This is a genomic window from Collinsella aerofaciens, assembly GCF_040926405.1.
Classification (GTDB): domain Bacteria; phylum Actinomycetota; class Coriobacteriia; order Coriobacteriales; family Coriobacteriaceae; genus Collinsella.
Map to the genome: position 1 here is coordinate 57,437 of NZ_JBCOIG010000009.1, position 17,991 is coordinate 75,427.

A 17,991-nucleotide genomic window follows, 5' to 3' on the forward strand; every position below is an offset into this window, starting at 1 on the left:
CATCAACCCGGGCGAATAATCGGTGCAAGTGGTAGCTAATTTGGGACGGGACTTTTTTGACTACTTTTGCCCTTCTGCCCGCTAATTGACTTCTCTCGGACGGGGATTAAATAATCATTTGGCTACCCGCTGGCTAAGTGAGTAGACTTTTTTGGAAATGCCGAGCACCCAACATATTTGCCTCAATAAAACCGCAGGTCACAGACTTGTGCTCTGTTGGTGTGGTCGGGGATTCGGTAAAAGTCTACTCACTTAGTTTTGCGTGATGAATATTGTCCGCAACGAGACCCCAGACGGGGTGATTCCATCGCAAATTCCGGTGACCGGGCAGCTAATTAGGCGCCGTATGGGTTGCGGTCGCGTTCGATGCGTTGGCGGATGCGGCGGTACTCGATTATCAGCAGCACCAGGAGTAGGGCCATGATGGCTAGGTAGCTCACTACAGCGCCCATCAGACCCAGCAGCTTAATCAGGATCACCGGCAGCACCACGCTTACGGCGAAGCAGATCAGGTAGATCTTGGTGACGTCTCTAGCGTGGCGTAGCACCGTGATGATGGCGTAGATAAAGTCGATGGCCGCGGTGACGCCGCCGGCGACGACCATCAGCAGCGCCAGCGTACGGTAGCGCTCAAAGCTGAGGCCGTACATAAAGCTCATGAGGGGAATACCGGGACCTGCCATAAATGCGGCGCACATGCCGGTGATGACCACGATCAGCGCCATAACGGCAACAATAATCAGGTCAAAGCGACGACGCTTGCGAGGATTAGCCCAAATGTTCGACAAGCGCAGGAGCTGCGGTTTATAGATAAATCCAATGCTCAGCAAAATAGCCTGCGCAGGAAAGAACAGGGCATTAAAGTACAGCTGATATTTGTATGCCAGCGTGCCTTCCATCACAAACTTGGGCATGCTCTCGATAAGGTTGAACAGGAACAGTGCACCAAAGAGCGGGGCGCACTGGACAAACAGGTGGCCGACCTCGCGCAGGCTCACGCGGCGCGATTTTTCGGTCTCGAGCAGGGCGAGCGGCGCGGTGACCAGCACGAGCGAGGCGATCGCGGTGACACCCATGTCCATGGCCGCGATGGGCATGCTGCGCGTGAGGAACAGCGCCACGCTGAAGACCGCGATGACGCCGACGGAGCGTAGCGTTTGGCTCATTCCAGCCAAGTAGAGTTTGTCGGCCTGCTGCAGGCGGCCTTCGTACACGTCGGCGACGCCGTCGATGACCTTATACAGGTAGACGCCCAGGCCGATCGTCGCCATCTGCGCGTCATAGCCGCGGGCGCTGCTATACATGAGGCCGCAGCCTAGGGCGAGCGCTCCGCAGATCCAACGATTGAGCTGGTAGGAGGCGAAGGACGTCTTTTCGTCGATGTCCGAGACCTGGAAATTGCGCACGCCGTAGTTGCACGCGATCATGATGAGCGTGCCGGTGACAAAGGCGATGGAGAACTTGCCGGCTTCTTCGGCGCCCACGAGCTGTGTGGACACGATGGTGAGCAGCGGAAACGCCAAGCCCCACACGGCGGTGCCGAGAGCGCTCCAAAGGTAATCGCGGCGGGTGGCGTGCTCCTCGTATTCCGCTTCCTGCATGGAGAACCCGCCGCCGTAGACGGCGCCGAGCAGACGGTTCCACCAAGCGTTGACCATGCGGCGGACGGGGCCGGGCTCCCGATCGCGTTCGCGCCGGCGACGTGTGGCTTGGCTGCTATCGGGCCCGCCGGCGTTGCGCTGACTCAGCTCTTGGATGCGTGCGAGTTCCTCGGCAGTGTGCGAGGCAGGGAAGAGGCCGTTCTCGATGCGGCCGCCCTGGGCCTTCGCGGCGCCGTCCTTCGATGCAGCGGGGTTGGAGGTGCCGTTGCGGCGGGCGATGGCGCGGCGAATGCTATCGAGGGGCGTGATACTCAAAGCGGAGTCCTTTCTATTGCTGCGCTTTAGTATAGACGCGACGGTGTTCGCTCGTGTTTTTGAACGGATTGTTCAATAATTTCGGCGGGCGGCTGTAATTTGTCGGTAAACGTGCGGTATCCTGTTAAAGTTTTGTGACACCCCCGATGCCGCCCACGCGGTACCAAGGAGCTTCTACCTATGGACGTCGCCGCATTCTTACTGGCTCTTGTGCCGATTATTTGGCTGGTCGTGATGCTGCTGTGCTTTAAATGGCCAGCTTGGAAGGCCGCTATCGGATCGTTTGTCCTTTCGTGCTTGCTTGCCTTCGCATGGTGGCACCTGCCGGCAGCGCAGATCGCGACCGCCTCGCTCGAAGGTTTTTTGATGGCTCTGTGGCCCATCGTCCTGGTGATCATCGCCGCGGTGTTCACGTATAACCTGTGCGTTCGTACGGGCGCCATGGACGTGATCGGCAGCATGATCACCTCCATCAGCAGCGACCGCCGTCTGCTGGCGCTGCTCGTGGCTTGGTGCTTCGGTGGCTTTATGGAGGGCATGGCCGGCTTCGGTACCGCTGTCGCCATTCCCGCCGGCATGCTCGCGGGCCTGGGCTTTGAGGCCGTGCCTGCCGTGCTCATCTGCCTGCTGGCCAACGGCGTGCCCACGCCCTACGGCTCCATCGGCATCCCCACGGTGTCCGTTGCCGACCTGGTGGGTTTGGATTCCCTTCACCTAGCGACCGTTCAGCTGGTGCAGCTCGCGCCGTTCTTTGTGGTGATGCCGCTATTTATTGTGCTGGTTGCGGGCCGTGTTGCCGATGACCAGGGCAATGCCGCGAGTGTGGGCGAGCGTCTGCACGGTGTTGCCGGCGTGGCGTTGCTCTCCGGCGTGTCGTTTGTCGGCGCGGCTCTGGTCGTTGCCATGTTTGTGGGCCCCGAGCTGGCCGTGGTCGTAGGATCCATCGTTTCGCTCGCGCTGACGGCTGCGCTTGCCATGCGTGCCGAGAAGTCGGGGCGTCTGGACGCACGCTTTCACATGAATATCGAGGCGGGGGAGAAGCTCACCGTTAAGTCGGCGCTTTCGGCCTGGTCGTGCTTCATCCTGATCTTTGTGTTGCTGCTGGGCACGTCTAACCTGGTGCCCGCTGTACATGCCGCGCTCGCGCCGTTTGCGAGCCACGTGCAGGTGTATTGCGGTGAGAATCCCGGTACGCTTACGTTTTCGTGGATCAACACGCCGGGCGTCTGGATTTTCCTGGCGGCGTTTGCCGGCGGTGCCATTCAGGGTGCTTCGCCACGCATGATGGGCGAGGTGCTGGCCGCGACTGTGAAGCAGATGATGCCGACGGTGATCACGATGCTTTCGGTGCTGGGCTGTGCCAAGGTGATGGGCTATGCGGGCATGATCTCTTCGATCAGCGCGTTCTGCATCGCCGTCGCCGGTGGGCTGTACCCGATTCTGGCTCCGTGGATCGGCGCAGTCGGTGCGTTTGTGACCGGCTCGGGCACGTCCTCGGGCATGCTGTTTGGCCCCATTCAGAGCCAGGCTGCCACTGCGCTGGGTGTGAGCGACTACTGGATGGTCGCGTTGAACGCCCTGGGCGTCGCCGCCGGTAAGATGATCTCGCCGCAGACCCTCGCCATTGGTCTTGCCGCCGTGCTCGTGCGCGGTAAGGATGCCGAACTCCTGGGCGCCGTCCTGCCCTACGCCGCCGGCATGCTGGTCCTGATGAGCGCCATAGCCATGCTCGGCCAAGGCCTGCCGCTGTAGTCGGCACTTAGGGACGTTCCTTATGTGCCGGCACTTTGGGAACGTCCCTAAGTGCCGGCATCCGGGGACACTCCTTGAATGTTGTCTGTTCAAGAGTGTCCCCAATGACTAGTCGTTTAAAAGCGTCCCTAACGACTAGGCCGCTTGCCTGCGATTTTTGACCGTTGGGCGGGCGCTTCGCCGTTGCCGCAAAAACGTTTTTGCATATCGGGTACAACGGGCTTTACGTGAGTAAAGTGCGCGCCGCGTCCACGTGTCGCGCTTTTAAAGGAGGCCCCATGCCTGGTGTTACCCCTGCAGAAGTTCTGTCCAACTTTGGTATTGCGCTGGTCGAAGATCCCGCCGAGAATCAGCCCCGTCTGCTGGTCGATCTATCCGCCGCGGAGCTCGTCGAGCACGCCATCCGCCGCGAAGAAGGCCGCATGGCATCCAACGGCGCGCTGGTGATCGAGACGGGGGAGCGCACTGGTCGTTCCCCCAATGACCGCTTTATCGTTGACACCCCCGATGTTCACGACAAGATTGCCTGGGGTGCCGTCAACCGCCCGCTTTCTGCCGAGAGCTACGAGGCCATCAAGGCCGGTATCGTCAACTACCTCAACGAGCGCGATGTGTTCGTCACTCGCGGTATGGCCGGTGCCGATCGCAACCATACGCGTCGCCTGCTTGTCGCCTGCGAGCGTGCCAGCCAAGCGCTCTTTATTAAGCAGATGCTCGCCCGCCCGCTTGCCCGTGAAATCGCACGCACCGGCGAGCCGGACTTCTGCGTGCTCGCCGCTCCCGGCTACCAGTGCGATCCCGCCATTAAGGGCCTCAACTCCAGCGCCGCCGTGGTCATCAACTTCCAGGAGCGCGTGATTTTGGTTGCCGGCACCGGTTACTCCGGCGAAATCAAAAAGTCCATCTTCAGCGTCATGAATTACCTGCTGCCCGTCGAGGACGACGTGCTACCCATGCACTGCTCGGCCAGCATGGATCCCGTCACGCACGAGACCGCCGTGTTCTTTGGCCTTTCGGGCACGGGCAAGACCACGCTTTCGGCCAACCCCACGCGGCTGCTGATCGGCGACGACGAGCACGGTTGGTCCGACATGGGCATCTTCAACATCGAAGGTGGCTGCTACGCCAAATGCGAGGGCCTGGACGCGTTCCACGAGCCCGAGATCTTCAACGCTGTCCGCTTTGGCGCGATCTGCGAAAACGTGGTGCTCGACGAGAACCGCAAGCCCAACTACGACGACATCTCGATCACGCACAACACGCGCGTGGCATACCCTGTGGAGCACATTCCCAACGCGTGGACCAAGGGCATGGGCACCACTCCAAGCGTCGTGCTCTTCCTGACCTGCGATGCCTTTGGCGTGCTGCCGCCCATCTCGCGCCTGACGGCCGACGCCGCCATGTATCACTTTGTGACGGGCTTTACGGCCAAGATCCCCGGCACCGAGGTCGGCGTCACCGAGCCCACGCCCACGTTCTCTTCGCTGTTTGGCGAGCCGTTTATGCCGCTCGACCCCATGGTCTATGCCAAGATGCTCGGTGAGCGCATCGCCGACGGCCGCACGCGTGTGTACCTGGTCAACACCGGCTGGATCGGCGGCGGCTACGGCGTGGGTCATCGCATCGAGCTTGCCTACACGCGCGCCCTGGTGGCCCGCGCCCTCGACGGTACCATCGAGGACAGCGAGTTCGTGCACGACGACATCTTTAACGTCGACATTCCCACCACGTGCCACGGCGTACCCGACGGCATCCTGGTGCCGCGCCAGTATTGGCAGAGCACCGCTCGCTACGACGAGGCCGCGCACAACTTGGCCGTGATGTTCGAGGAGAACTTCGAGAAGAAGTACTCGCACCTGCCCGAGTCCGTCAAAGCCGCCGGCCCGCACGCCCAGGTGTCCGCCGAGGCCCGTCATCACGGCCGCGGCCTGCTGGGACTCCGCCACTAGCTTCGCCGTGAGTCCATATCCACCACAAAGGGGACAGGCACCTTTGTGGTGGTTTTGCTCGTGTGGATGACTCGGGTTACAATACGCCTGACATATCGTTCCCTTCTCCGGATGGGGACAGCGCAAGCGTTCTTGTGACGGCACCGTAGGACTTTGAAGGTGGCCGTTGTAAGGGCGCTTTTTGTTTAGGCGCCCTCACTCGGGCGCGCACAATGAAGGGAGAGCGTATGAAGAGCTTTATTGCCGAGGATTCATTCTGGGAGCTGTTTCCGCAGGCAGCGGTCGGTGTTGTGGTCGTGGAGGGCATGAAGCCCACGGCTCAGATTCCTCAAGAGGACGTGGATGCGATTGCGGCGTTGCTCGACCGCGCCAATATCGATGCGGAGCGTCATCTGACCAGCGACACTATCAGCGAGAACGCACCGGTCAGGGCATGGCGCGAGGCCTATCGTCTGTTCAAGACCAAGAAAGGCGCGCGCTGCTCGATCGAGAACTTGCTCAAACGCGTGCTCAAAGGCAAGCCGGTGGGCCACATTACGCCCGCGGTGGATATTTACAACACGGTGTCGCTGACCTACGCGCTGCCCGTGGGAGGCGAGGATCTGCATGCGATCGAGGGGGACCTTCGCCTGAAGGTGACCGACGGTGGCGATGCGTTCTTGCCGCTTGGCGAGGAGACGGACGATCCGACGCTGCCCGGCGAGCTCGCCTACATCGATGATGCGGGCGCTGTGTGCCGCTGCTGGAACTGGCGCGACGGCGTTCGCACGGCGCTGTCCGATGATTCGGCCGATGCGTTCCTAGCGATTGAGTGCGTGGAGCCCGAGCGGATGGGGGATTGCCAGGCTGCGATCGATCGCTTAGCCGAGCTGCTTGAGCGCTATCTGGGAGCGACGGTTGTCATTAAGACGCTTGTGACCCGCGACAATCCTTGCGTGGAGCTGTAGCGGCGCCTAGAACCTATTGATGCCCCAAACCACCACAAAGGTGCCTGTCCCCTTTGTGGTGGTTTTTATGTTGATGGGTTAACAAATGGGGTATTTGGGTACGGGTGTCGCCTTATGCGACTAAGATGTTTACCCGTTAGCATTATGCAAGCGAAAGGCGGTCGTCTCCCATGCAGCAGAGCGACGAGACACGTTTCGAGGACTTTGTCGGACTGATCAGCGGTCTCTACAAGGAGATCCAGCGCATTAAGACGTCTGAGGGCGCAAGGCTGGGCCTCAAGGGCTCCGACGTTATGTGCCTGTACTATCTTGAGCGCAGCAAGGACGGCCTGACTGGTGCCGACCTGGCTCGCATGGCAGGCGTGACCCGCGCCGCCGTCTCGCGTACGCTCGCGCATCTGGAGGAGGGCGGCTACGTCGAAGTCGATGATTCGGGCGATGCCGCCGTTAAGTATCGTGCTCCGGTTCGCCTGACCGCTCTGGGCGGCGAGAGCATGAGCGAGGCGGACCGCATCATTCGCGAGGTGCTCGATACCACCGGTAAGGCTATGGGTGTGGAGCAGCGCGAGCAGATGTATGCATCGCTGCGTACGATTCTCGACACCCTGCGCGAGATCTAAGGCCGCCAAGGCATTTGCTTCCCATTAACAACTGCATAGTCCCGTTTGAGCGCGTATACCGTGCCGGGGCATTGCTGTCAAAATTCCCCGCGCGAGCTCCGCGCAAGAAAGGATTTGTTATGTCCATTCGTATTATTACCGATTCCGCAAGCGATATGTCGCCGGCGGAGCACCCCGCTCTGCGTGTTTTGCCGCTGTCCGTCACCTTTGGCACCGATGTGTATATGGATGGCGTCGACATCGATCATCAGCGCTTTTACGAGATGCTCGTGGAGCGCGATGAGCTGCCCAAGACCGGCCAGGTCAACCCGTACGCGTTTTCGCAGACGATTGCCGAGGCACGTGAGGCCGGCGACGAGGCAGTGATTATTACCGTGGGCGCCAAGCTTTCGGGCACCAATCAGAGTGCCCGAACCGCACTTGCCGAGGCGCCGGGCGGCGACGTGTTCGTGGTGGACAGCAATAACGTCACCCTGGGCGAGCGTGTCCTGGTCGAGTATGCGTTGCGCTTGGTGGACGAGGGCCGTAGTGCGGCCCAGATCGCGGCGGCCGTCGAGGCAGTCCGTGACCGCGTGGTGGTTATCGGTCTGCTTGAGACGCTGGAGTACTTGGTGCGCGGCGGTCGCCTGTCTGCTGCGGCCGGCGCTGTGGGCACGTTGCTCAACGTAAAGCCCGTTGTGGCCGCCGAGGACGGCCTGATCGTGCAGCTGGGCAAGGCGCGCGGTTCCAAGAACGGTCGTAACCTGCTCAACCAGAAGGTAGAAAAGGCGGGCGGCGTCGACTTTTCCATGCCGCTGGCGCTGGGCTATACAGGCCTTTCGGACGCCGTGCTCAAGAAATATATCGAGGACAGCGCGGCACTGTGGGCCGGTCACACCGAGGGCGAGCTGTCCATCCACACCATTGGCGCCACCATCGGCACCCACGTGGGCCCCGGCGCCGTAGCCGTAGCCTTCTTCCGCCCCGCCAACTAGCTTTCCGGTCAAAACCACCACAAAGGGGACAGGCACCTTTGTGGTGGTTTATGCTTTTCCGGGTGGAAGGGAGCGAGCAATGGCGTCTGAGGGCTTTTTTGAACGGGTGTACGAGGTGGTCGAGCAGATCCCCGAGGGGATGGTCGCCACGTATGGCCAGGTGGCGCTGCTTGCCGGTCGTCCACGAAGTGCGCGGTACGTGGGGTATGCCCTGCATAGTAATCCGCGCCCCGGCGAGATTCCCTGTCACCGCGTGGTGTTTGCCGACGGGCACATATGCGAGGGCTTCGCTTTTGGCGGTCCCGATGCTCAACGTGAGCTTTTGCTAGGGGAAGGTGTGGCGTTTAAGGACGACATGCACGTCGACTTGGCCGCCTGTCGCTGGCCTGCCGGGCTCTAGCGGTTCTTCCGTGGCGAAAACCACCACAAAGGCGCCTGTCCCCTTTGTGGTGGTTTTACACTGTAGGTTTACCAGAGCTAACTTATGGAGAAGGTGTGGCGGCGTACTTTGCCGTCAGAAAGTAAACCACGGTGAACTATATTGGTTTCAGCAAGGGAGCAGGCAATAGGCGATGAAAAAGCCTGCCCTGTTGAGTTTGATTCGCATCCCTCCCCTCTGTGCGATTCAACGGTGTACTTCGGGAACAGGCCCGCTGGCAGCTAACTGCCGGCGGGCCTGTTCCTGTTTGTCGAGGGGGTGCGATGGACGGAGCCGAAGCGGTCCGGCTCCAAAAAAGGCGGACGCCGCAGCGCCCGCCCTAAAGCAATCGAAAGCTCAAGCCAGTAGATCGGTCTAGTACACCATGCCCATGGCGTCCTGAACCTCTGCCAGGGTCTGATCGGCGATCTCGTTGGCGCGACGGTTGCCCTCGTGCAGGACGTCCTTCACATAGTCCAGATCGTTCTCGTAGCGCTGGCGACGCTCGCGGATCGGTGCGAAGTACTCGTTGACGGCCTCGGTCACGTACTTCTTGAGCTGGCCGGAGCCGCCCATGCCGATCTCCTCGGCAATCTCGACCTCGGAGCGACCGGTGCAGATGGCGGCCGTCGAAAGCAAACCGGACACGCCGGGGCGGTTCTCGGGATCGAACGTGATCATGCGCTCGGAGTCGGTCTGGCTCTTTTTGATGCGCTTGGCCGTTTCCTCGGCGGTCATCGAGATGTTGATGGCGTTGCCGTAGCTCTTGCTCATCTTGCGGCCGTCCAGGCCGGGCAGCAGCGGGGTCTCGGACAGCAGCGCGTCGACCTCGGGGAACACCTTGCCGTAGCGGTTGTTAAAGCGGCGGGCGATGGTGCGGGTGAGCTCGATGTGCGGCAGCTGGTCACGACCGACGGGCACCACGTTGCCCTTGCAGAACAGGATGTCGCAGGCCTGATGCACCGGGTAGGTGAGCAGAAGGCCGGTAAGCTCATGGCCCGAGGCCTCCATCTCGGCCTTGACGGTGGGGTTGCGCGCCAGCTCGGCCTCGGACACCAGCGACAGGAACGGCAACATGAGCTGGTTGGCGGCGGGCACGGCGGAGTGCGCGTAGATCATGGTCTTGTCGGGATCGATACCGCAGGCAAGGTAGTCCATGACCATGTTGTACACGTTGTCCTGGATGTGCTCGGTCGTGTCGCGGTCAGTGATGACCTGGTAGTCGGCGATGAGCACGTTGGTCTTGGCGCCCATGTTCTGCAGCTCAACACGGCCCTTGAGGGTGCCGAAGTAGTGGCCCAGGTGCAGACGGCCGGTGGGGCGGTCGCCGGTGAGCATGGTGAACTTCTCGGGCGTCTTGGTCAGGCCCTCGCGAATGGCGTTGCTCTTTTGCAGCGCGACTTCGTAGCTGTTCTCGTTTGGCATGATTGCTCCTAACGTATGTTCATGGGTCAAGATGATAACGCGTTTATTGGAGGGGTGGTGCGTAAGTAGGCGAGGGGCGGGAGAGGGACGCGCGTGGTGCGGCATGTGCGATGGGTGCGGCGCGGCCGTGCTTGGCTAACGGTGCCTTGGCACATCCTCGGCAGCTTGCCCTAGAGCTTGTGGTGGCGCTCTTCTTTGCGCTCCTCGGCTGCCTGCTCCTCCTGCTTAAAGGCGGGGTCGTCGGGGGTGACCAGTTCGTCCTCGTGCGTGCGCTTGTTGTAATGGTGGCGCAGCACGGGTTCAAACAGGTGCAGGTGCTTGGCAAAGGCCGCCGAGCCAATGGCAAGCACGGTAAAGATGAGCACGCGCATGGGCACCTCGACCTGATTGATGGCGGCGGCGCCGGCCGAAAGCATAATGCACCAGGCATAGATGAGCAGCACAGCCTGTTTTTGGTTGTAGCCTTCTTGGATCAGGCGGTGGTGGATGTGGCCCTTGTCGGCCTGCCCGATGCTAATGTGGGCGCGCTTGCGGCGCACGATGGCGCTAAACGTGTCGATGATAGGCAAGCCGGCAACGATGAGCGGGATGATAAGCGAGGTGAGTGCGGCGGTGCGGCTCACGTTGAGCAGCGAGATGGAGCCCAGCGCAAAGCCCAGAAGCAGCGACCCCGAGTCGCCCAAGAAGATGCTTGCGGGGTTGAAGTTGTAGCGCAAAAAGGCCAGACAGGCGCCAAAGAGCGCAATGGAGAGCGCGGCGGCGTCGATGCGGCCCGAGAGAACGGCCATCGAAAACATGGTGAACGAGGCGATGCCGCAGATGCCCGTGGCCAAGCCGTCGAGGCCGTCGATGAGGTTAATGATGTTGGTGAATGCCACCAGATAGATTACGGTGATGGGGTAGGCGAGCCATCCGAGCATGATCTCGCCGGGAGCAAACGGGTTGACGATGACGCCGATTTTTAGGCCGCCCATGCAGGCGATAAGCGCGGCGAGGACCTGTCCGGCCAGCTTTTGCTTGGGCGTGAGCTGGAAGACGTCGTCGATAGCGCCGGTCGCAAAGATGACGGTAAAGGAGAGCGCCAGCATGGGATAGCTAATGTGAAGGCGCGGGTGCGGCACCAGGACGGGTGGCCAGCCTAGGTACCAGGTGCCTAGGATTTGCACAATGCAGGCAACGACCAGGCCCAAAAACACCGCCGTTCCGCCCAAACGCGGGATGGGCTTGGTGTTGATGCGGCGCTTAGAAGGATAGTCGACGGCATCGAGCTTAATTGCCAAGCGCTTGACCAGGGGCACCGCGAGGAAGGTCGTGATAAAAGCCGCCGCTGCCACGCATAGGTACGGTATGTAGCTCGGGGATGAAGCCATGAATCTAAAAACCGCCAAGCGTCGAAGGAAAAGGTCAAAGGTTGCTACGCGGAAATGGCATAGCTGTCCCATGATACTCGACCGAGGGGGGTGCGGAGGTTTGCACCGTGCGATTATCACGCGCATACCAGATATTGGAATGTTGTCGATGGCTTGTCGGGATGCCGGCGGGGATCCATATGGACTGTATGGTGATTTTCGGCAAAAGAAAACCACCCCCCACGTTACGAAAATGAACCCACCTAAAACAGGTGGGTGCCCTCATCGACTGTTCCAGCGTCCTTAACAACGAAGGATACCTGTACTAGGCACGACTGTGTGGGCTCCCTAAATAAACGCGACGGTTCACCCAGTTGCTCCGCGGGGGGCGGAATAACTACATCATAAAGCGGCACTTTATCGATTCCAGTCTTGACATTACAAAAATCGTGTCGGACGATTACGGCGCCTTAGGGACGGAGCCGTCTACCCGGTCTGGCCCTTTACGTTTGAGCTGCTGAATCGTTGTTTTGGAGCATGTTTTTATGCCGACGTCGTTGACCGAACTTTTTTCGCCCGCCTGCCATTTGTGTCCGCGCCGTTGCGGTGCGGCGCGCGATGAGGGCGCGCACGGCGTCTGCGGTGCTAACGACACGCTCAAGGTGGCCCGCGCCGCGCTTCATATGTGGGAGGAGCCGCCTATCTCGGGCGAGGCCGGTTCGGGCGCGATCTTCTTTAGCGGTTGCTCGCTTAAATGTACCTACTGCCAGAACCACGAGATCTCGACCGGCAATTTTGGCCTTGAGATTTCGCCTGAGCGCCTGGTCGAGATTATGCTGGAACTGCAGGACCAGGGTGCCAACAACATCAATTTGGTGACGGCGACGCACTATGCGCACCTGTTGCCTGCCGTGATTGCCGCGGCACGGGCGCGCGGACTGGTTATCCCGATCGTCTACAACACGAGTGGTTACGAGCGCGCGAGTGCCGTGGCGGCGCTGGGCGACCTGGTCGATGTGTGGCTTACCGACTTTAAATATGCCAATGCCGGGCTTGCGCAGTCGCTCTCTCATATAAAGGACTACCCACGTGTGGCCGTGTCAGGCCTGGCTCAGATGGCGCGCGAGATCGAGCGCCGCGGGGGAGAGATGGTGGATGAGGGCGGGCTCATGAAGCGCGGCATGATTGTGCGCCATCTGGTACTGCCGGGACATGCAGACGATTCGTGTCGCGTGCTGGACCTGGTGTGGCAGACGGTGGGCGACGTGCCGATCTCGGTCATGAACCAGTACACGCCCAATGCGCTCATGCGCGAGCAGGGCGGCGAGTTGGCGCGCGCCGTGACGCGCGAGGAGTACGAGCAGGTGCTCGACCATGCCGACGACCTGGGCTTTACGACAATGTTCTGGCAAGAGGGCGGCGCGGTAGACGAGAGCTTCACCCCCGCCTTCGACACCACCGGCGTCCTCACCAGCGCAAAGTAGAGCGCACGCTGATGATTTTTCTGGGACGGGGATTAAAAAATCATCGAGAGGATCGCCTGTTCGAAAAGTTGTCAAAATAGCCGCGTCCCAAAAAGACTGGTTATTGGGCGTTGACAGTTGGCGAGCCGTAGGTAAAATATCGACTTGTCCTGGGGACGTAGCTCAGTTGGGAGAGCGCTGCCGTCGCATGGCAGAGGCCGAGGGTTCGACTCCCTTCGTCTCCACCCATGGATTTGATAAGCCGCTGACATTGTGTCGGCGGCTTTTTTTAAAAGAAAGGGCTATACCATGGCCGAGCTTGAGTCCCAACCATTGTCCGACGAGGAGCGCGCCGAGTTGGAAGAGCTCCGCGCTGAGAAGGCCCGCCGCGAGGCTCGGGAAGAGGCCCGTCGCGAGCGTGAGGAGCTGGCTGCCCTGCGTGCCGAGCGTGCGAAGGCCGAGGAGGCCGCCGCGAACGCCGCATCCGCATCGGCGCCCGCGCCCGCACCCAAGCCCGCTGCTGCGAAGCCTGCACCTGCCGCGCCCAAACCTCAGCCTAAAAAGGCCGCCCGTCCCAAGTCCGTCGAGCCCAAGCCGAGCCGTGACGAGATGACCTTTGCCCAGCGCATGGTTACCTCCAAGGAGCCTATGGGCGAGAACGAGATCCCTGGCATGGCGCCGGCTCAAAAAATCATCATTGTCCTTGCCCTCATCGCGTTTGTCATCTTTATGGGCTACACGGTCCTGACCAGCATGGGCCTGCTCTAACCGACTCGCATCGGGCGTCATGTCCGCATGCTCTGCTCTCGTCCAACCCTCAAATTCTGCACCACACATCCGAAAGGTCGCCCCATGGCTTTGACCGACATCTCGCATCCCACCGACATTGCAATGCTCACCGATCTGTACGAGCTCACTATGGCCCAGGGCCTGTGGGAGAGCGGCAAGGCCAATGAGCAGGGTTGTTTTACCGCGTTTTACCGCGACCATCCCTTTGGCAGCGCCTATGCCGTCATGTGCGGCACCGCCGAGCTGCCCGAGCTCGTCGAGAACCTGCGCTTTACGCCCGAGGATATCGACTACCTCGCCTCGCTTGAGGCCCCTGCCGGCGGCGCGATGTTCAAGTCCGCATTCCTCGACTACCTGCGCGATTTTCGTGCGCATGTAAATATCGACGCCGTCCCCGAGGGCGAGCTCGTCTTTCCGCGCGAGCCCATGGTGCGCGTCACCGGTCCTGCGCTCGAGTGCCAGCTGCTCGAGACGGCGCTGCTCAACATCGTCGGGTTCCAAACGCTTGTCGCCACCAAGACGGCGCGCGTGGTGCTCGCCGCCGACGGTCGCCCTGTGGCGGAGTTTGGCCTGCGCCGAGCCCAGGGTCCCGATGGCGGCCTGGCCGTCGCCCGCGCAAGCTATGTGGCCGGCTGCTCGTCCACGTCTAACGTGCTTGCCGGGCGCCGTTACGGCATCCCTGTCTTTGGCACACACGCGCACAGCTGGGTGATGAGCTTTGATTCCGAGCTCGAGGCCTTCCGTGCCTTTGCCAAGTCGAGCCCCAAGAACTGTACGCTGCTCATCGACACCTACGACGTGCGCGAGGGCTGCGAGCATGCCATTACGGTTGCCAAGGAGATGGAGGCGGTGGGCGAGCGTCTGTCGGCCATTCGCATCGACTCGGGCGACCTCGCTAAACTCTCCAAGTATGTGCGCGGCCGTTTTGATGCCGAGGGCCTGCCCTATGTGGGGATCTCGGTTTCCAACGATCTGGACGAGTACACGATTCAGTCGCTGCTCGACCAGGGCGCGCCCATCGATAGCTTTGGCGTGGGTACCAAGCTCGCGACCTGCTATGACCAGCCGGCGCTGGGCGGCGTGTACAAGCTTTCCGCCCGCCGTGCGAGCGAGACGGACCCGTGGACGCCGGTGGTTAAGCTCTCCGAGCAGCCCTACAAGCGCACGATCCCGGGCGTGCAGCGCGTGCGCCGCTATTACGACGGCTTTGGCGGCCCGATCTGCGACATGATCTATGACGAGGACCATCTGGCGGGGGAGGGCGCCGCGCGCGGCAATACTCTCGTGGCCGTGAACGATGCCGCGCTGGTGACCGACGTGTCCGAGCTCGAGTATCGCGAGCTGCTGGCGCCGATCGTGCGCGATGGCAGCGCAGTGGCTCCGCGTGAGAGCATCCAGGACGCGCGCGAGCGCTGTGTTTGGGCGCTCGATCATCTGGACGCAGCTTTCAAGCGCTTCCTGTACCCGCAGACCTATGTGGTGGGCATGGAGCAGGGCCTGGCTCAGGTACGCGACGAGCTCGTGCGCAAGAACATGGCCGCGGCCTCTGCCTTTCCCTGGGCAAAATGATCCGCATGCGACGGAGGAAAACGGATCATTTTTCTCGCTTGCCCGTTCGTCCGTTCGCTGAACAGTCGATTGGTTTGACGTATGACGACTTCTTATAAAACGATGGTGGTAAAGATCGGTTCGTCCACGGTGGTGGGCGCCGACGGCAAGGTCAACCGCGCCTTTATCGGCGGGCTTGCCGATCAGGCCGCAGCCCTGCGCAAGCTCGGCTGGCGCCTGGTCGTGGTGAGCTCGGGCGCTATCGCCTGCGGCTATCCCGTGTTGGGCTTCGACCGCAAGCCGGTCGGCGACCTGCCGAGCCTGCAGGCCTGCGCCTCGGCTGGTCAGTGCATCATCTCGTCGGCCTACGACGAGGAATTCCATGCACGGGATCTGCTCACCTCGCTCGTGCTGCTCACGCGTCACGACACGGCGCGTCGCACGTCCTACCTGCACGCGCGCGACGCCCTGCTGCGCCTGGTGGAGCTGGGCGTGGTGCCGGTCGTCAACGAGAACGACACCGTTACCGTCGACGAGATCAAGTTTGGCGACAACGACACACTGGCGGCGCTTGTGAGCTGCCTGGTTTCTGCCGATCTGTGCGTGACGCTCTCGGACATCGATGGCCTCTATACTGCCAATCCGCATGAGGACCCCACGGCCGAGTTTGTTCCTGTCGTGCATAAGATCGATGCCAAGATTATTGCCTCGGCGGGCGATTCTTCCACATCGGTGGGCACGGGCGGCATGATTACCAAGATTCGCGCGAGCCGCATCCTGATGACGGCGGGCATTCAGAGCGTGATTTGCTCGGGCGAGGAGCCCGATGCGCTCGTGCGCCTCGCCCGCGGCGAGAGCGTGGGCACGCTGTTCGATCCGCCGGCGGAGCGTCTGGACATCGCACCCCGCAAGCTGTGGATCGCACTGGGCGACAAGGCGCATGGCTCGGTGACGGTCGATGATGGTGCTGCGAAGGCGCTGGTCAGCCGTGGTTCTTCCCTGCTTGCGGTGGGTATTCGCGAGGTCGATGGCCAGTTTGCCGAGGGCGATGTGCTCGACGTGTGCGACCCGAGCGGTATGGTTGTCGCCCGCGGTATCGCCGAGGCCGATTCGGACGTGCTGGAACTTGCTGCCGGTCGCCGCCAGGACCAGATCGCCAGCAACCGCCTGCTCGCTAACCTGGCCGAGAAGCCGGCGATACACAGGGATAATTTAATCGTCTTCGCATAACCAATTGACGCTGCAAACGCCCCTAAGCGGCAATCTGACGTTCAATCGTCGGGCATGACCAAAAGGTCAATGCCCTCCTCTTTCACGTCACCTTGCTCGCTTAGGGGCGTTTTCGCTTTCCGTTCTCTACCTGCGGCATTGTCGTTGCCGGCACTTGTTCGGCACTTGGGGACGTTCTTTTTGTGCCGGCAGGTGGGGACACTCCTTTGCTAGAAGATCTGGCGCAGGTCTCCTCGGTTGAGGGCTTCGTTGAAGAGGTGCTTGAACACCACGCTGCCGTGCAGGCCATCGTGTTCAAACTCGTTCGTCACCCAGGCATGCGAGTTGCCCACGCGACTGAGCGTGTCGAGCTGCAGACCCGAATCCACGTATATGTCATCGAAGTACACGGCGGCCTGGAGTGGCACTTCGTTGCAGGCCAGGCGCTGCGAGTCGTAGATCTTGTCCCAGCTGGTGTCTTCCATCAGCAGGTCCATGGCGGGCTTGAAGGGCTTGAGCTCGGGCATCTGCTCAAACATCCACGGGAACATGGCCTCGCCGGTAAACATGAGCGGGCGCGCGAGCGTGTCGAACTCGGCGCGGTGTGCCTTTTCCTCTGCCGCGGCCCAGCGAATGGGCATGGTGTCGCCGTCGGCGTAGATGAACTCCTGCAGCGTCCAGTACAGCGGATTCGTGCGTGTGTTGGTGCGCTCGAATGCGCGCATCAAAAAGCCGTCGGATACCGAGGAGCCGCAGCTCAGCGTGCCATCGCCATCAACAAACGCGTGGTCGATAATCCAGTGCATGCGCTCAAAGCTCGGCTTCATACCAAAGTCGCTGCCCATGAGCTGTAGGCGCTCGACCGTCATCGGCGAGCCGTCGGGCAGCACGGGCTTCTGTGCCTCGAGCGCATCGGCCAGGGCTGCCACGCGCTCGACGTCGGCGGGGTAGCGGTCGTAATACTGCTGCGTCTTGGCGGCCATGCGCGGGAAGGTGTGCGCGTAGACCTCGCTGGCGCTCGCCGGCACGTGGGGGATGCCGCCGCAGGTAAAGCTCGCCGCCACGCCCTCGGGGAAGAGCGACAGATAACTCAGCGTCAAAAAGCCGCCGTAGCTCTGGCCGAGCGTGACCCAGGGCTTACCGCCAAAGCCCACCAGGCGCAGGTACTCAAAATCGCGCACGATGGAGCTGACGAGGTGGCGCTTGAGGAAGTCCGCCTGCGAGCGTGCGGCATCGGAGCCGGCCGCCGTCGCGCGCTCGCCCAGAGCCGCGATCGTACGCCCGTCTACACAGCTGCTGCGCCCCGTGCCGCGCTGGTCGGGAAGGACCACGCGGAAGTGTTTGACGGCTTCCTCAATCCAGCCGTCGCTCGTGGGTGAGAGCGGACGCGGGCTCTCGCCACCAGGGCCGCCCTGCAAAAACAGGAGCAGCGGCAGATCGTCGTTGATGCGGTCGGGCGCGCAAACCACGCGGTAGAAGAGCTTGATGCTCTCGGGCGCGCCGGCGATTGGTGCCGGCATAGCGCCGCGGCGCATGGTGTTGCCGACGGCCAGGAGCATCGGCTCCAGGCCGCGCCAGTCAAGGGGGACGTCGATGCTGTGGTCCTCGACATAGAGGCCGGGGACGTTGTAT

Annotated in this window: 14 protein-coding genes and 1 tRNA gene; 11 read left to right on the forward strand and 4 right to left on the reverse strand. The window is 61.6% G+C overall.

Translation table 11 applies throughout. The features are described 5' to 3' along the window. Positions 1 to 335: 335 nt before the first annotated feature. Complete coding sequence (locus tag AB5758_RS04955) at positions 336 to 1,916, reverse strand: lipopolysaccharide biosynthesis protein (RefSeq protein WP_368141209.1); 1,581 nt, start codon at positions 1,914 to 1,916, stop codon at positions 336 to 338. A gap of 180 nt (positions 1,917 to 2,096) precedes the next feature. On the opposite strand from AB5758_RS04955, the gene AB5758_RS04960 reads away from it, so the two are divergent. From AB5758_RS04960 to AB5758_RS04985, 6 genes are all read left to right on the forward strand, one after another. Beyond that, the gene (locus AB5758_RS04960) at positions 2,097 to 3,668 is read left to right on the forward strand and encodes an L-lactate permease (RefSeq protein WP_035137259.1); all 1,572 of its coding nucleotides are present in this window, start codon (positions 2,097 to 2,099) and stop codon (positions 3,666 to 3,668) included. 278 nt (positions 3,669 to 3,946) lie between these two features. Beyond that, on the forward strand, positions 3,947 to 5,617 hold the full coding sequence (gene pckA / locus AB5758_RS04965; RefSeq protein WP_192923930.1) for a phosphoenolpyruvate carboxykinase (ATP): 1,671 nt from the start codon (positions 3,947 to 3,949) through the stop codon (positions 5,615 to 5,617). Between the two features lie 227 nt (positions 5,618 to 5,844). Next, complete coding sequence (locus tag AB5758_RS04970) at positions 5,845 to 6,564, forward strand: B3/B4 domain-containing protein (RefSeq protein ID WP_161115862.1); 720 nt, start codon at positions 5,845 to 5,847, stop codon at positions 6,562 to 6,564. Positions 6,565 to 6,734: 170 nt separating this feature from the next. Continuing rightward, a complete protein-coding gene (locus tag AB5758_RS04975) occupies positions 6,735 to 7,184 on the forward strand; it encodes a MarR family winged helix-turn-helix transcriptional regulator (protein WP_055310682.1) in 450 nt (149 codons plus the stop codon). Positions 7,185 to 7,303: 119 nt separating this feature from the next. Next, positions 7,304 to 8,158 (forward strand): DegV family protein, encoded by an 855-nt coding sequence (locus tag AB5758_RS04980; RefSeq protein ID WP_161145169.1) that lies wholly within the window; start codon positions 7,304 to 7,306, stop codon positions 8,156 to 8,158. Positions 8,159 to 8,237: 79 nt separating this feature from the next. Further along, positions 8,238 to 8,558, forward strand: coding sequence for an MGMT family protein (locus tag AB5758_RS04985; protein WP_035137247.1), 321 nt, complete (start codon positions 8,238 to 8,240; stop codon positions 8,556 to 8,558). A 393-nt stretch (positions 8,559 to 8,951) separates the two neighbouring features. Here the strand turns inward: AB5758_RS04985 and trpS are convergent, their stop codons facing one another. Then, a complete protein-coding gene (gene trpS / locus AB5758_RS04990) occupies positions 8,952 to 10,001 on the reverse strand; it encodes a tryptophan--tRNA ligase (protein ID WP_035137246.1) in 1,050 nt (349 codons plus the stop codon). 170 nt (positions 10,002 to 10,171) lie between these two features. Further along, a complete protein-coding gene (locus tag AB5758_RS04995; RefSeq protein ID WP_368141208.1) occupies positions 10,172 to 11,371 on the reverse strand; it encodes an MraY family glycosyltransferase in 1,200 nt (399 codons plus the stop codon). A 524-nt stretch (positions 11,372 to 11,895) separates the two neighbouring features. On the opposite strand from AB5758_RS04995, the gene AB5758_RS05000 reads away from it, so the two are divergent. The 5 genes from AB5758_RS05000 (at position 11,896) to proB (ending at position 16,380) form a co-directional block, all read left to right on the forward strand. After that, positions 11,896 to 12,834: a radical SAM protein gene (locus tag AB5758_RS05000; protein ID WP_238057295.1), complete on the forward strand. Its 939-nt coding sequence runs from the start codon at positions 11,896 to 11,898 to the stop codon at positions 12,832 to 12,834. A gap of 151 nt (positions 12,835 to 12,985) precedes the next feature. After that, positions 12,986 to 13,058, forward strand: a tRNA-Ala gene (locus AB5758_RS05005). Between the two features lie 64 nt (positions 13,059 to 13,122). Beyond that, the gene (locus tag AB5758_RS05010) at positions 13,123 to 13,581 is read left to right on the forward strand and encodes a hypothetical protein (protein WP_368141207.1); all 459 of its coding nucleotides are present in this window, start codon (positions 13,123 to 13,125) and stop codon (positions 13,579 to 13,581) included. Positions 13,582 to 13,665: 84 nt separating this feature from the next. Continuing rightward, entirely contained in the window at positions 13,666 to 15,171 is a 1,506-nt protein-coding gene (locus AB5758_RS05015; protein ID WP_368141206.1) for a nicotinate phosphoribosyltransferase, read from the forward strand. Between the two features lie 81 nt (positions 15,172 to 15,252). Next, positions 15,253 to 16,380 (forward strand): glutamate 5-kinase, encoded by a 1,128-nt coding sequence (proB, locus tag AB5758_RS05020; protein WP_035137237.1) that lies wholly within the window; start codon positions 15,253 to 15,255, stop codon positions 16,378 to 16,380. Positions 16,381 to 16,589: 209 nt separating this feature from the next. Here the strand turns inward: proB and AB5758_RS05025 are convergent. Then, positions 16,590 to 17,991, reverse strand: a 1,402-nt coding sequence (locus AB5758_RS05025; protein WP_368155417.1) for an alpha/beta fold hydrolase, incomplete at its 5' end; no start/stop codon positions are given.